General features: G+C 39.6%; 13 protein-coding genes. All 13 read right to left on the reverse strand.

All coding sequences use genetic code 11. The features are described 5' to 3' along the window. Nucleotides 1-56: 56 nt before the first annotated feature. The 13 genes from ilvN to D8801_RS07695 all read right to left on the reverse strand — a co-directional run bounded on the left by ilvN (nt 57) and on the right by D8801_RS07695 (nt 13,497). Nucleotides 57-533, reverse strand: a complete 477-nt coding sequence (ilvN, locus tag D8801_RS07630; protein WP_001253806.1) for an acetolactate synthase small subunit — start codon at nt 531-533, stop codon at nt 57-59. Further along, nucleotides 526-2,226, reverse strand: coding sequence for an acetolactate synthase large subunit (locus D8801_RS07635; protein WP_125848983.1), 1,701 nt, complete (start codon nt 2,224-2,226; stop codon nt 526-528). The genes ilvN and D8801_RS07635 overlap by 8 nt, the downstream gene beginning before the upstream one ends. A 263-nt stretch (nt 2,227-2,489) precedes the next feature. Beyond that, complete coding sequence (gene fusA / locus D8801_RS07640) at nt 2,490-4,571, reverse strand: elongation factor G (RefSeq protein WP_000090349.1); 2,082 nt, start codon at nt 4,569-4,571, stop codon at nt 2,490-2,492. 245 nt (nt 4,572-4,816) lie between these two features. Further along, complete coding sequence (rpsG, locus tag D8801_RS07645; protein WP_000087873.1) at nt 4,817-5,287, reverse strand: 30S ribosomal protein S7; 471 nt, start codon at nt 5,285-5,287, stop codon at nt 4,817-4,819. Nucleotides 5,288-5,306: 19 nt separating this feature from the next. Beyond that, a complete protein-coding gene (rpsL, locus tag D8801_RS07650) occupies nt 5,307-5,720 on the reverse strand; it encodes a 30S ribosomal protein S12 (RefSeq protein ID WP_001142332.1) in 414 nt (137 codons plus the stop codon). Between the two features lie 521 nt (nt 5,721-6,241). Continuing rightward, complete coding sequence (locus D8801_RS07660; RefSeq protein ID WP_125848985.1) at nt 6,242-7,579, reverse strand: ISLre2 family transposase; 1,338 nt, start codon at nt 7,577-7,579, stop codon at nt 6,242-6,244. A 110-nt stretch (nt 7,580-7,689) separates the two neighbouring features. After that, nucleotides 7,690-8,016 carry a hypothetical protein gene (locus D8801_RS07665; RefSeq protein WP_125848987.1) on the reverse strand — a complete coding sequence of 109 codons (327 nt, stop codon included), beginning with the start codon at nt 8,014-8,016 and terminating at the stop codon, nt 7,690-7,692. Between the two features lie 91 nt (nt 8,017-8,107). Further along, nucleotides 8,108-8,380, reverse strand: coding sequence for a hypothetical protein (locus D8801_RS07670; RefSeq protein WP_049510582.1), 273 nt, complete (start codon nt 8,378-8,380; stop codon nt 8,108-8,110). Next, nucleotides 8,377-9,195 carry a ParA family protein gene (locus D8801_RS07675; protein ID WP_125848989.1) on the reverse strand — a complete coding sequence of 273 codons (819 nt, stop codon included), beginning with the start codon at nt 9,193-9,195 and terminating at the stop codon, nt 8,377-8,379. The genes D8801_RS07670 and D8801_RS07675 overlap by 4 nt, the downstream gene beginning before the upstream one ends. A gap of 123 nt (nt 9,196-9,318) precedes the next feature. Next, the gene (locus D8801_RS07680; protein ID WP_125848991.1) at nt 9,319-9,909 is read right to left on the reverse strand and encodes a hypothetical protein; all 591 of its coding nucleotides are present in this window, start codon (nt 9,907-9,909) and stop codon (nt 9,319-9,321) included. Nucleotides 9,910-9,923: 14 nt separating this feature from the next. After that, nucleotides 9,924-11,264 carry a CHAP domain-containing protein gene (locus D8801_RS07685; protein WP_125848993.1) on the reverse strand — a complete coding sequence of 447 codons (1,341 nt, stop codon included), beginning with the start codon at nt 11,262-11,264 and terminating at the stop codon, nt 9,924-9,926. A 15-nt stretch (nt 11,265-11,279) separates the two neighbouring features. Beyond that, nucleotides 11,280-11,531, reverse strand: coding sequence for a hypothetical protein (locus tag D8801_RS07690; protein WP_001107251.1), 252 nt, complete (start codon nt 11,529-11,531; stop codon nt 11,280-11,282). A gap of 19 nt (nt 11,532-11,550) precedes the next feature. Next, nucleotides 11,551-13,497: a virulence factor gene (locus D8801_RS07695; RefSeq protein WP_125848995.1), complete on the reverse strand. Its 1,947-nt coding sequence runs from the start codon at nt 13,495-13,497 to the stop codon at nt 11,551-11,553. Between the last annotated feature and the right edge of the window lie 9 nt (nt 13,498-13,506).

Raw genomic sequence — 13,506 nt, forward strand, 5'->3', positions numbered from 1 at the left:
CTCTTTTCTATTATTTATTGCCTCTTAGGCGGTTTTAACAAATTTTAGTTGGATTTTTAGTCGCGGGTAAATCCAGTTGCACCCGTACGAGCGATATTTTTAATACCGTATGGTCGAATCACTCGCAATAAAGCTTCACTCTTTTCAGCATTTCCAGTCATCTGAATAGTGATGGAGCTTGGCGCCACATCAACTACCGTTGCACGGAAAGGTTGGATAATAGCCAAGATTTCTGCACGCTTCTCAGCAGGAGCAGATACCTTCACCAAGATAACTTCTCTTTCCAAGTGTGGCTTATCCGTGATATCTCGAATGCGAATCACATCAATCTGACGATTGAGTTGCTTGATAATTTGCTCTACTTCATCATGAGATGCCACATCAATAATGATGGTAATCCGTGATACATCAGGATTCTCTGTCGCACCAACTGAGATACTCTCAATGTTGACCTGACGACGAGAAAGGACACCTGTAAAGCGATTGAGGACTCCTGAACGATTTTGTAGTTTTGCTGTTAACATTCTACGCATGGAACTTCACCCCCAACATCTCATGATTGCTCTTACCGGCTGGTACCATTGGTAAAACTTGTTCCTTACGAGAAATATCCACCTCGATAAACATCGGCACATCTTCCAGAATGACTTCTAAATCCTTCTCTATCGTCTCTGGATTATCAAATTTATAATTTTTGATGCCGTAAGCCTGTGCCATCAGCTGGAAGTCTGGAAGTGTATCAAAGACTGATTCAGAAGTTCTACCCTCATAGAAGGATTCCTGCCACTGGCGAACCATTCCTAGTGAGTGGTTATTCAACATGACAACCTTAATCGGCACCTTGTAGATGTTTAGGATTGCTAGTTCTTGGTTGGTCATTTGGAAACCACCGTCACCGACAAAAAGGATGACTTCTTTTTCTGGATTGGCAATCTTGGCTCCGATAGCTGCAGGAACTCCAAATCCCATGGTACCCAAACCACCTGAAGTGACTAACTGACGCTCATTTTGGTAAGGATAATACTGAGCCGTCCACATTTGGTGTTGCCCTACGTCTGTGACAACAATGGCATCCCCATTCGTCAACTCACCGATGCGTTCAATAACAGCCTGCGGTTGAACCACACGTTCTTTCTTATCATAAGAACGAACGCGGTTCTTGTCTTTCGTGACTTTTTCAATCCATTTTTCAGTATTGTTATGAACTGTTGGTTCTGCCAATAGCATCTGCAAGGCTTTCTTAGCATCTCCAACTACAGGAATATCTGCACTGATAATCTTACCAATCTCAGCTGGGTCAATGTCAATATGCGCAACCTTGGCATTTTTAGCAAAGGTCTTAGGATTTCCTGTCAAACGGTCATCGAAACGGCAACCAATACTAATCATAAAGTCCGCTTCAGTCATTGCAATGTTAGCTGCGAAAGAACCGTGCATACCTCCCATACCAAGAAAGAGCGGATGGTTTGTCGCAATGGTGCCTTGCCCCAAAAGACTGGTCACCACTGGAATTTGGTAACGTTCAGCAAACTCATTGAGCTCGGCAGCTGCTTCTGCATAACTAACCCCACCACCTGCCAACAAAACAGGTTTCTTGGCTTTTGACAATTGCTTCAAGATTTTCTTGATTTGCATGTCATTCGGATCAAGCGTCGGTTGATAACTTGGTAAATTCACCTCTGGTGAATAGATGAAATCTGTCTCTAGAGCTGATACATCCTTTGGCAAGTCAATTACAACTGGACCTGGACGACCAGTCGTTGCGATATGCACAGCTTCCGTAATGATACGAGGAATGTCAGCCGTTTCACGGACTTGGTAATTGTACTTGGTAATGGGCATGGTAATACCGACAATATCCGCCTCCTGAAAGGCATCCTTCCCAATGCCTGCTCGAGCGACTTGTCCCGTAAAGACCAAGAGGGGAACGCTATCGCTCATGGCATCCGCGATTCCTGTAATGGCATTTGTTGCTCCCGGTCCACTCGTGACGACGGCAACGCCCAACTTTCCAGTTGATTTGGCATAACCTTCAGCTTCATGCAAACAGCCTTGTTCATGGCGACCCAAGATGTGGCGTATGCCTTTGAAATTATAAATCGCATCATATAAAGGCAAGACAGCCCCACCAGGATAACCAAATATGGTATCAATTCCTAAATCACGGAGGGTTTCCAAAACTAGATCCGATCCCGTCTTAGGAGCGTCTAAACTGATTTTTTCCATTGTTCCCCTTTCTCTTCTCTTAAAAATAGCTTGTTACTATCATACCATTTTTTCAAAAATTTTCAAGACAAAAGAAGCAATTTTCTGAATTTTCTATCTAAACGTGTTTTTATGAATGTTTTTCCTATTTTTATAAATATGAATAGGGAATTGAACGATTTTATTATTTCCAAATTTAATTTAGAGTATATTTTTCTAATCTTCTTTGATATAGAACATAAAAAGGAAGCCACCAAGTGACTTCCTTCTAGAGCGAGGACTGATTAGTCTTCACCTTTGTTTTTCTTAATGATTTCTTCTTGTACTGACTTAGGTACATCTTCGTAGTGGTCAAATACCATCATGAAAGTACCACGTCCTTGAGATGCTGAACGAAGAACAGTTGCGTAACCGAACATTTCAGCAAGTGGGACGTAAGCACGAACGATTTGGCTGTTACCATGAGCTTCCATACCGTCAACACGTCCACGACGAGCTGTTACGTGACCCATAACGTCACCAAGGTTTTCTTCAGGAACAGTGATAGTTACAAGCATCATCGGCTCAAGGATAGCTGGTTGTGCAGTCTTAGCAGCTTCTTTCAATGCAAGTGAAGCCGCGATCTTGAAGGCAGTTTCAGATGAGTCGACATCGTGGTATGAACCATCGTAAAGCTTAGCTTTAACGTCAACCATTGGGTAACCTGCAAGAACACCGTTAGCCATAGATTCTACCAAACCTTTTTCAACCGCTGGGATAAATTCACGAGGAACCACACCACCGACGATTGCGTTTTCGAATTCGAATCCTTTTCCTTCTTCGTTTGGAGTAAATTCAATCCAAACATCACCAAATTGACCTTTACCACCAGACTGGCGTTTGAAGAATCCACGTGCTTGAGTAGAAGCGCGGAATGTTTCACGGTAAGATACTTGAGGAGCACCTACGTTCGCTTCAACTTTGAATTCACGACGCATACGGTCAACAAGGACGTCAAGGTGAAGTTCACCCATACCAGAGATAACTGTTTCACCAGTTTCAACGTTTGTTTCAACGCGGAATGTTGGATCTTCTTCAGCCAATTTTTGAAGGGCGATACCCATCTTATCTTGGTCAGCTTTAGATTTTGGCTCAACCATCAATTGGATAACTGGTTCTGGAACGTTGATTGACTCAAGGATGATTTTAGCTTTTTCATCTGTCAATGAGTCACCAGTTGTAGTATCTTTCAAACCAACGGCAGCAGCGATATCACCTGAGTAAACAGTGTCGATTTCTTGACGGCTATTAGCGTGCATTTGAAGGATACGTCCGATACGTTCACGTTTACCTTTAGAAGTGTTCAATACGTATGAACCTGATTGAAGAACACCTGAGTAAACACGGAAGAATGTCAAACGACCTACGAATGGGTCAGTCATGATCTTGAAGGCAAGAGCTGCAAATGGCTCTTCGTCAGATGCAGGACGAGTTTCTTCTTCATCTGTATCTGGGTTGATACCTTTGATCGCTGGGATGTCAAGTGGGCTTGGAAGGTAGTCGATAACCGCATCAAGCATCAATTGAACACCTTTGTTCTTGAAGGCTGATCCACATAATACTGGGAAGAATTCAACATTGATAGTCGCTTTACGGATACCAGCTTTCAATTCTTCGTTAGTGATTTCTTCACCTTCAAGGTATTTCATCATCAATTCTTCGTCAGTTTCAGCAACTGCTTCGATCAGTTTTTCACGGTATTCTTGAGCTTGGTCAAGGTATTCAGCTGGAATATCTTCTTCAAGGATATCTGTACCAAGGTCGTTAGTATAGATTTCAGCTTTCATCTTGATCAAGTCGATGATACCACGGAAGTCATCTTCAGAACCGATTGGCAATTGGATTGGGTGTGCATTTGCTTGAAGACGATCGTGAAGTGTGCTTACAGAGTAAAGGAAATCAGCACCGATTTTGTCCATTTTGTTAGCAAATACGATACGTGGAACTCCGTACTCAGTTGCTTGACGCCAAACTGTTTCAGTTTGAGGCTCAACACCTGATTGTGAGTCAAGAACAGTAACCGCACCGTCCAATACACGAAGAGAACGTTGTACTTCGATTGTGAAGTCCACGTGTCCTGGTGTGTCGATGATGTTTACACGGTGGTTGTTCCATTGAGCTGTTGTCGCAGCAGATGTGATAGTGATACCACGTTCTTGCTCTTGCTCCATCCAGTCCATTTGTGACGCACCTTCGTGAGTTTCACCGATTTTGTGGATTTTACCAGTGTAGTAAAGAATACGCTCAGTAGTTGTTGTTTTACCAGCATCGACGTGAGCCATGATACCGATATTACGAGTTTTTTCAAGTGAAAATTCGCGTGCCATGAGGTTAGTTTCTCCTATTTTTTATTTTACAATCTATTATAACATTATTTAGAAAAAACGGATAGGCAGGACCTACCCGTTCTCAATGTTTATCTTGTTTTTGTTGGTTTCAACTCACGAGCTGGTAAGTTGAATTGAACTCGGGCTAAAAGCTCGGAAAATAGATAAGCTTTCCTAGAATCTTTGATTCTGCGTCAAGCTTCCTAATTTTCAGTCGCTTTTTTAACGCCCTTAGTATCTTATTCTTACCAACGGAAGTGTGCGAAGGCACGGTTAGCTTCAGCCATACGGTGAGTGTCTTCACGTTTCTTAACAGCTGCACCAGTGTTGTTAGCAGCGTCCAAGATTTCTTTTGCAAGACGGTCTTGCATTGTGTGTTCACCACGAAGGCGAGCGATTGTTACCAACCAACGAAGTCCAAGTGTTGTACGGCGTTCTGGACGAACTTCAACTGGGACTTGGTAGTTAGATCCACCAACACGACGTGCACGTACTTCAAGTACAGGCATGATGTTTTCCATAGCTGTTTCAAATACTTCAAGTGCATCGTTGCCAGTAGCTTCTTTGATTTGCTCAAAAGCACCGTAAACGATTGAAGCAGCTGTACCACGTTTACCATCAAGCATAACGCGGTTGATAAGACGAGTAACTAGTTGTGAATTGTAAAGCGGATCTGGCAATACGTCACGTTTTGGAGCTCTATTTTTACGACTCATTTCTCTTTATCCCCTTTCCTTATGCTTTTGGACGTTTAGTACCGTATTTAGAACGGCCTTGTTTACGATCGTTAACACCTGCAGTATCAAGTGCACCACGGACGATATGGTAACGTACCCCTGGAAGGTCTTTTACACGTCCACCACGAAGAAGCACCACGCTGTGCTCTTGCAAGTTGTGTCCGATACCTGGGATGTAGGCAGTAACTTCGATAAGGTTGCTCAAACGTACACGAGCGAATTTACGAAGGGCAGAGTTAGGTTTTTTAGGTGTCATTGTTCCAACACGAGTTGCAACACCACGTTTTTGTGGTGAAGAAACGTTTGTTTGAACTTTTTTATGACTGTTGTAACCAACGTTCAAAGCTGGTGATTTAGATTTTTCTACTTTTGATTTACGCGGTTTGCGAACCAATTGGTTAATTGTAGGCATCTACATTCTCCTGTGTTTTTTTATTTTTGGTGATGATACACTTGGTGACAGCTACCATCTGTGTGTACTTTTGCAACATTTGTCAGCACGTCCCTGTACACTTTTGAGAGACCAAAAGTAAAAAGTACCGTCTATTATTGTAACACATTTTTTCCTTCATTGTCAAGATATTTTTCATTTTTGTATGCGGTAGAATTTTTTAGAACGCCTAAATTCATACATTTTTTAGGAGAACATCACCGAGTTTCAAAAAAAGACTGAACAAATTTCTTGCTCAGTCTTGACATTGATACAGTTATCATGTATCATTAATTAAAGACTGAGTAAGAAGGACGAGTTCTTACTCGGTAAGGCGAGAAGTGTTAGCGCACTTTTCGTCTTTTTTTATTCGATTAATTTAAGTAAATTATAACACATTTTTACATACCGTGCAAGCATTTTATGTTTGATTGTAGCACAAAAAGACCTTTTTTTATAAAGGCTATTGTTATATAACTTTTTGTATACTTTATTATGTACCTCTATTGTTTTCGGAAGTAAGATAATCTTTTACTATCAGGGTAACATTGATATCTAGATGTATTTTCTTTTTCCGTTTTACCCATTCTTTTTTTAATGGTATAAGCAGAAACTTCCTCTAAAGAAATAAATTTTTCATAATCTTCTCTCCAGTTGCCAAAGAATAGTTCCCTCAAAGAATCCTCATAATTCAAAACAATTATTCTACTCATCGTTTCAGCTCCAGCAAGTGTCCAGTACATTCCTCTTTTTTTCATTCTATAAGTGACCTTACGATGCTGACTCTCCATTATCCCAATTCCTGCATGGCTGAATCCTCTTTGTTCTGCTGGTTTAGTGTATTGGAAATTTCTCAATATTTTACTCTTGAACTTCTCAAATAACTCTTGTTCTTCTTCTGTCTCGATATAACTTTCGGTCGTATCTAGGACCATTCTCATCAACTGCTTATCGTGTTGCTTAATCGCCTGGAAAGCTCTCTCTAATAGATCTTCAGAGTAAAATTTTAAATAATTCTTCAACTCCTTATTTACATGGTACTCATCCCAAAAATGTTCGTGTCGTTTAATTCGCAAAACCTTCGCAATTTCTTTGAAAACATAGGGTGTATATCCATGACCTCCATCAGAGTTCGTAATCAATAAAGTCTGATCCGTAACTTCATAATTATTAAATAGATAATCGATTACCTGCTCCCTCACTAAGCGATTGTCAAGACCAATAAATTCCTTTTTGTCCTGGAGTTCAAATCGATTGCTGCCAACTTTCTGGCTTCCCGTATGGACTACAAAATGGGATAAATCGTAATGTTTATTATCCTTCTGTGTGTCACGTGCTTTAACCATCACACCATCACCCTCAATATAAATAACCTGGGCTTTTCTTTTGCTAACTTCATTATTCTCTTCATAATATCGATAGCCATCTCTTTCCTCCAATAACTTCTCACAAATTTTTACAGCTTTTACTACAATTGGCTTTGTGATAGAGATGTGATAAGTCAATTGGATCACCTGAGTTACTTTATCATAGGGCATTAAAGTAGATAATTTAGCCACCTGATACATAAATTCCCAGGAGAAGCGGACGTTCTTCTGAAGTCCTAACTTTTCATCTACTGGAATGACCCAATGATCTCCCTTTTTCCAACGTCTTCTTCTAAAAGTAAACTCACCAAATGTAAAAGCAACGGTTCGCTCCATTGAATGAATACAGGTATAGCCTTTTGCTTTCATGACCGGAATCATCTCCTCATCATACCTAGAAACAAAGTTATAAAATTCTTTTGCATTTTGAAACAGCAATTGATTTTTTAGTTCTCTCTCATCAAAGAAAGCCATTCAGAATCCTCCCTTATTAAAATTACGCTTATTTTAATAAATTTTGACCTGAATGTTCAAATAATCCTTTGTTCTGACAAAAAAAAGAGCCTATCTTTTCAGATAAACTCTTACTTGTCATACCAAGGTTTCTCTTTCTTACTAAAATAGGATTTGCTCATTTCAATAGTAGCTATCCCCATAGGAATCAAAATAATACTCCATAAAACCGTCACAATTCCATCTGCAATAAAGGAAAAACCACCTGTAAAGTGAAGCCCTAAATACAGTAATAATACAACTGGAAAGAAAGCTGGGGCGAATTTTAAAACGGCCAATCCTAAAACGACTATAAACACCATACTAAGACCAAACGTCTTATAGAATACATAGACTGCTATAGCTCCGATAAAAATAAAGAATAGCTGAACAAGTCTTTTAATATCAATGAAAATCATTGTAAATTCCTCCTACTTCATCAGTAATATTTTAAAATCTCATCTAGATCTGATAAGTATTTCATTGCTATATTTCCTTTCTTATGGAACTCTATTTTTTCTTTCGCTCCATCTTTTCCCATTCTCTTATAATCAGATTCTCAAGATAAGATGAAGCTGATTTTTCACCGTGAAACTCTACTAAAGCATCTAACATATCATATCGAACATTATGATGCAGAGAGAAAGGGAAACGTTGCTTTTTATTGTAGCTTTCAGGAGACTTTCTAGCCTCCTGATTTTGTTTCCTAGACGAAGGAATCTTTTCTCTCTTTGGTGTACTTTGGAATGTTTGTTTTACTTGTGCGAATCGATTCTCTGTCATGCTACCTCTCCTTCTAACACACTCAAAATATTTTCATATACGTAGTTTATATTATCATAAAACTTTTGATGTGTCTCTTTTTGGTTAGCTGTCATCTCTTCATGCTGCTCAAAGACACTCTGACTGATCACAAGACTCTTGGCCATGAGCTCTTTCTCCTGGATAGATCCCAGATAAGCCTGATCTTCTTCAACAACTTCTAAAAATTGTTTACAGGTGTCTGTTACATTGTTTCCAAAGTACTTAATTTTATTCCCAATAAGATAAGGTTCTGCTTTAACATAGCTTTTCTTAGTAATGACTTCGATAGCTTCGCTCTTGATGAAGTCTACAAAATTTTTCAAAGATAACCAGGCACGAAAACCATTAAGAGAGGCATCAGAAACAGCTAAGACAATATCTGATACGGCTATAAAATTAGCAGTAACTAGGCTCTCGTCATTATGCGTATCAATTAGAATGACATCAAATTGTGCTTCTAACTCCTCGTAATGTTCGCTAAACCACATAAACAACTGGAGATATTTGTTGTTTCGACTAGCAAGATCTAACTGCTCATCTGTCAAACGCTCATCACCACAAATCAAACTGAGATTTTCTGATATTGGAACTATCTCATACTCTCCAGTCGTAAATATATCATAGACGGTTTTCTCACATTTTACATCAAATGTTCTTGTCAAATTGCATTCCCAAGCTCCATCAATGAGTAGTGTTCTAAGCCCCTTAACACGTGCCAACCAATCCCCTTCATTAAAGGTATCAGTAGTCTTACCACCGCCACCTTTTCCTAAGTTTGTAGTTTGAATCTTCATGATTCCCTCCTTGGATAATTGTATATTTTGTTATATAACTTTTTATATACTTAATTATACCTAAAACTACTTTTCTTGTCAATATAAAAGCACAAAAAGTTATATAACTTTTTGTGCAACTTGTTAGCCGTATGTACCACCTATATTTCCGCCAACATAGGCTTTTAGCTGGATTTGTTGAACCGTAGTATTGAAATTTCCAACGAAATAGCTGTTCTCTTCTCCATTTTTAGTTAGAACAACTAAAAATTGAATAACATCATCTGATTCAGTTGGCATCACTTCCAATTGTTCAGGTTGAAAATCATACTGATTCGTCAGAAGAGCCATCGCAAAGGTTTGAACCATCGCATTCTGTGTCATAGATAAATGATTCTCGATTGTTCCCTTGACATTTGGCAGAAACTTCGTCTTTTTTATATCTGCTACTGCTTCTTCAAAGGCTTTTAACACTTCCTTTTTATCTTCCAGTGTTGCCTCTGCATAGGGACGTTCTAGTTTTAGCTTAGCTGTCCGATAATGCTTCTCATCTGCTGTTTCCTCTTTGGAAGACGGTTCGTTTTGAGAGGTTCCCGAAGAACTCACCTGAGCTGGTTCCTCTATTTTGGTTTGTTGAGATGGTCTGAAACTCGACACAATCCCTATTCCTGCCAAAATCAATAGAACACCTGCTACAATCGATACAACCATATTCTCTTTTATCCAATCAATCATCTTATCTCCTCCTTTTAATTTGAACTTAATTTAGCTTCTCTGTCATCTGGATAAGCAAAAGAGATTACCTGTTCTTGCTGTTGAGATTTAGTCCAAATACGATAATTCCATGTATATGGAGTTTTGAACTGATCCCAACCACTCAGAGGTGTATTTTGCTCTACAAACAAGATGGAGCCATTCTCGAAAACATGACATACAATACCAGTATGACCATATCCTCCGCCTCCTACCTGTGTAGAAAAAATGGCGCCTTTTTTAGGTGTAGTCTTAACTGAGTTTCCAAATATTGCAGCCCACGCTGCCGCCTGATCTTTCCCATCGCCCTGTACGGATCCAGAATGGCCCCATAAGTGATTTCCCATGCTAATTGTAAGATTCACACATTGACCAGCATACTCGTCACTTCCAGGATTATACCATCCTGTAGACTTAGCATAGTCCATGCCTAAGCTCTTAGGATCAATAATGAATGATTTCAAACTATCTGGTAAGTCTTCTGGTTTATACCCCCATGCAGTCGCATCTGAAGGCACAGTTCCCGTTCCATCGGCACTGCTACCTGATTCTCCACATCCACTTTTTTCAGCTGAAGAAGATGCCGCACTATCTGAAGAACCGATATCTTGTGTACTGGAGCCTTCATAAGGTTTCTCACCATGAGCGGCAATAGCTTCCTTATCAAGCCACTGATACTTCGTACCTAGCTTTTGATACATATCAGTTAGTTTGCTCTTATAAGTGCCATCTGTGGCCCATCCACCATCTGCTATAGCAGATAGGCTAGCAATACCATTTGTATTGTTTATAGCCCCTTTATAGAGTGTCTGGTGAGCCATAAACTCAGCTTTCCCTACGATCCCTGCATCGTAGCTAGAGAACCAAGTATAAGCTCCTCCTGTACCGTCTCCGACATTCGCTCCAGGCTTTGTCCCACTTAAATCAACACTATCTTCACCATACGTCGCAAGAGTAACTGGAAAATTACTTTTACTAGAGGTTTTAACACCTCCCATATTGTGAGCTTTCCAGAAGGAAGTACCATTAGGATTCGTAAAATTGAAGCCATTCTCTATCATTGTTTGAGTGATAGAGGCTGAAGGTAGGAAACCTCCTGCCTTCCAAGACAGGATATAGGCTTCCTTATGCTTTTTTACAAAGTCATCGATGGAACCATCAGCTGAAGAAACTGTGGAGTCACCAGTTGAAGATGTTGTTTCTACAGCACCACAATCATTTCTTCCATTATTGGTTACAGCTCCCATTATCCCAACTAACATGGTTATCCCAACATTGATAATTAATAGGAGAGCCACAAAAGGAATGAGGATCTTCAGTTTAAATATTTTTTTCATGGATACCTCGCTTATTTACCACAATCCTAATATTGTTCGCAAAATTCCATAAAAAACTAAAAATACAATAAATCCTATTCCAATCTTCTTGAGACCGTTCAAAAACTCCTTATCTCGTTCTTTTTGTGCTTCCAGGCGTTTTGGATCAGATTCTCCCTCTGAAGCGAAATAATCTCTTTCTTGTTGCATGCGATATTTACGAATCAATACGTATTGATCAAATCTCTGCTTAGTCCTGGCAATCATTCCTAGTTTATTTTTGGCCATTCTGGTTTACCTTCCTTTCTTACTCAATACCGCCATAGCGCTCAACTTCAGGGGCTAACAGCTGTTGGTTAAAGACCAGATTTCCTACCCCTGCAATATTCATGAATAACTGTCCTTTCGCCAGACGAGGCAAAGTCTCTAGTTCAGACTGGTTCATTGATCCAGATAAGGCGTTAGCTAGTAGAGGAACACTGGTTTCGTCCGTCTGAGCAAAAACTCTATATTGCATCAGACCAAAAATCCTCTGGACTGCCGTTACGTACGGATCCTTATGAGTGCCAATCCCCGTCTCAAACAAAATCCCTCGCAGTGAATTAACAGACAATACAACACCAGCAAAGTTTTCGCCCATTGTATCAATCATATCGGCCAGAAGGTTGACACTACTTTCATGCTTAGGATCAATGAGTGTCTGTGCCCCACTAATATTGACAATATAGTGCTGCATATCCATCTCCGTTAAGTCAGGCCGCCTCTTCAGTAGCTGCTTACAACGTTTTCCGTTATTAACAATATCAGCTGAGACAAGTGAAAGAACCGAGAATATTTGAACATTTAACAAATGAGGGGCGTTCTTCAACCCTGAGAAGTCAAATGTTACAACTTGCTCTGAAGAGATATCTTGAAATTCGGTTGTTCCCTCGAAGATTTCTGCGTTTGTTGTCAATAGTTCGTTAAACGTATTGTAAATACGCTTAACAGCCTTGTGTTCGGCTTTATCCGCACTAGTTTGTTCCAGTCGACGTTTGTAGGCATCAACAAACAAAATAAAATCAGACAGAATAGGATACTCCTCCTTCACAATATCCGTCGCTTTCAGTTTTTCTGGATTCAACGAAGGATTTCGAGCCCACAACTCTTCTTCAATATAGAACTCATTCAAGAGAGTTCCAAATGTGATTAAATCGTCTCCTGTCACTTCATTATTCAGGAGTTTATAGATACTCTTCAGTTTCTCGATATGAAGATTGTAAGATTTTTTCTTATCAATTTCAGTTCCTGCTTCATTGGTTACTGTTGGAAATACCTGGAAAATATTGATACGGTTAGACTCACCTGATAAATCAAGAATCAATCCATGTTGTTTTCGTGTCTGATCAAGAAACTGGCCAGTAGCATCAAAGTTACGAATATAATGCCCCTTCGCATAGAGACCGTCTGTGTGTTTCATAAGAAAAGATCGCTGTCCCATCTTTGGATTTCCAGATAGGATCATAAAGGATCGTGTTCTTTTCTCGTCACGTTCTAGAAAATTGAAATTTACCGCTCCATTTGTTGGAGTCCATCCAAGATAGAAGCCTTTCTCATCCTCTAGTTTCGTATGATTAAAGAAATATCCCCCAGCTATTGAGTGAGCTGGAGTCGGTATTCCTCTTCGATGATTGGGCAAATCAATCTGATATTCAGCTGGAATAAATGGGGCATGGTATTCAAAATCTAATTCTCCAGACAGAATAGTGGATTTGAATTTCGACGTTTTGTCTTTGACCTCTTCAACCTTCTTGAATAATTCTTCTTTGGTTGATGCAAACACAAAGACACGAATATACATCCCGTACATAGCTATATTTTGCTTATCAATTTCACGGCTTAGTTTATTCAGATTGTCAATTTCATCTAGTTCTTTCCGATTATTGGTTAGTTTGCTATTGTTTGTAATCCGTGTTGACTTCTCTTCAATAGAGTCCTCAATCTCTTTTTGAAGCTGTCTATTATCCTCCTTGTACAGTGACAGGAAGGAACGTGTCTCAGGAATCAATAACAATTCAGAAAGCCAAAAACGATCCATCCCTTCAGTTGGATACTCATAATAGTGTACGACCGTATGGTGCCCATCTCCACTTATCCAGGAGCGGTCATCCTTTTGAAAATCAATATTTCCTTGCGGTTGAATCTGGCTAATAAAAGCAAGGTCATATCCTTCATTTTTTAGTTGTCTTTGTCTACGTTTTGATAAATCAGGCATCCTATCTCT

Origin of the sequence: Streptococcus oralis (genome assembly GCF_003943415.1) — a bacterium.
GTDB lineage: Bacteria > Bacillota > Bacilli > Lactobacillales > Streptococcaceae > Streptococcus > Streptococcus oralis_BJ.

Excerpts from the sequence above, each read along its gene's own strand:
- fusA (WP_000090349.1), bottom strand. The coding sequence starts at position 4,571 with ATGGCACGCGAATTTTCACTTGAAAAAACTCGTAATATCGGTATCATG.
- D8801_RS07695 (WP_125848995.1), bottom strand. The coding sequence starts at position 13,497 with ATGCCTGATTTATCAAAACGTAGACAAAGACAACTAAAAAATGAAGGA.
- D8801_RS07685 (WP_125848993.1), bottom strand. The coding sequence starts at position 11,264 with ATGAAAAAAATATTTAAACTGAAGATCCTCATTCCTTTTGTGGCTCTC.
- D8801_RS07635 (WP_125848983.1), bottom strand. The coding sequence starts at position 2,226 with ATGGAAAAAATCAGTTTAGACGCTCCTAAGACGGGATCGGATCTAGTT.
- D8801_RS07670 (WP_049510582.1), bottom strand. The coding sequence starts at position 8,380 with ATGACAGAGAATCGATTCGCACAAGTAAAACAAACATTCCAAAGTACA.
- rpsG (WP_000087873.1), bottom strand. The coding sequence starts at position 5,287 with ATGAGTCGTAAAAATAGAGCTCCAAAACGTGACGTATTGCCAGATCCG.
- D8801_RS07690 (WP_001107251.1), bottom strand. The coding sequence starts at position 11,531 with ATGGCCAAAAATAAACTAGGAATGATTGCCAGGACTAAGCAGAGATTT.
- rpsL (WP_001142332.1), bottom strand. The coding sequence starts at position 5,720 with ATGCCTACAATTAACCAATTGGTTCGCAAACCGCGTAAATCAAAAGTA.
- D8801_RS07665 (WP_125848987.1), bottom strand. The coding sequence starts at position 8,016 with ATGATTTTCATTGATATTAAAAGACTTGTTCAGCTATTCTTTATTTTT.
- D8801_RS07675 (WP_125848989.1), bottom strand. The coding sequence starts at position 9,195 with ATGAAGATTCAAACTACAAACTTAGGAAAAGGTGGCGGTGGTAAGACT.
- D8801_RS07680 (WP_125848991.1), bottom strand. The coding sequence starts at position 9,909 with ATGATTGATTGGATAAAAGAGAATATGGTTGTATCGATTGTAGCAGGT.
- ilvN (WP_001253806.1), bottom strand. The coding sequence starts at position 533 with ATGCGTAGAATGTTAACAGCAAAACTACAAAATCGTTCAGGAGTCCTC.
- D8801_RS07660 (WP_125848985.1), bottom strand. The coding sequence starts at position 7,579 with ATGGCTTTCTTTGATGAGAGAGAACTAAAAAATCAATTGCTGTTTCAA.